Source organism: Lactiplantibacillus garii, from assembly GCF_003885105.1.
Classification (GTDB): Bacteria; Bacillota; Bacilli; order Lactobacillales; family Lactobacillaceae; genus Lactiplantibacillus; species Lactiplantibacillus garii.
On record NZ_QWZQ01000098.1, the window covers coordinates 1 to 1,020 of the forward strand.

A 1,020-nucleotide genomic window follows, 5' to 3' on the forward strand; every position below is an offset into this window, starting at 1 on the left:
CGTGATTGCTGCTAACGTTACGACCCCTAACTTGGTAACCAAGTTCATAACAAATACCCCCTTTAATAAATAAAATTATGGTTCAATTAGATAATACCCCTATTATTAAATAAATCTAGGTCAAATTAACAATTACAGCCACATCTCAATTGCATTCAAACTACTTATTTCTGCAAAAAGGTTATTACTTTTATCAATCTGTCTTTAATTCTGAGAATTTCTTAACCTTTTATTGTTGAGCAAAGTCTACAATCCTGAAGTTAGGCCGTGTAGGAATGCAGGAATGCTGATCAAAAGTTAAAATTAATTGTAACTGACCGTCACGCCTAACATGTCTGACCATTCAACTACTAATATCGACTCGTTAAATATCATAAACTAATAATTCTGATTATCTGGAGGTTACATTCAATCCAGAATAAAACGTGCCCTCCTGGTGAGACCTTGTCTGGGCGCTTAGGTATAAGCTGACATAACCATCCCAGACAAACGGTCATCGCACGTCAAGGTCAGTGTGCTAGTTTTATATTAGTGAGCGTTAATTGGTAACAGTAGTCTTAAAGCATCGTCATACCGGCATTTAAGTTATACAAGTCAATAAAAAAGCCAACCAGAATAGGATGGCTTCACACTGTGCTTAAACGGCTCTATGATATTTGGTGTTGATGGATTTCATCCATCAACACTATTTTTTGTGCATAACAATAGACATACCGTTGCCATTATTCTTATATTTTTAGTATGTTCTACCATTTTTTGTAATTTTCTTTAATGAATCTAGAATCCTAATTCAACAGCATTATAAATTGTTACATCTGATGATTTATACACACCTACACCAATTTTTGAAATGCTACCAGCCATAATACTTTCCCAATGGGCTTCTGAGCTTTTATAATTATCAAATATCATCATTGCTACTGTCATATTGGTTGTTTCAAACCCGGCCGTAGTGCAATTCTCGCCACCATAATAGCTATCCCAAATTCCTAATTTTTTCGCTATCGGTTCTGCGTATGG

At 35.2% G+C, this 1,020-nt stretch carries 1 protein-coding gene; it reads right to left on the reverse strand.

Annotated features, from left to right (window positions below):
- Window positions 1–777 precede the first annotated feature (777 nt).
- A partial coding sequence (locus D1831_RS14735) for a CAP domain-containing protein (RefSeq protein ID WP_225422909.1) occupies window positions 778–1,020 on the reverse strand: 243 nt, incomplete at its 5' end.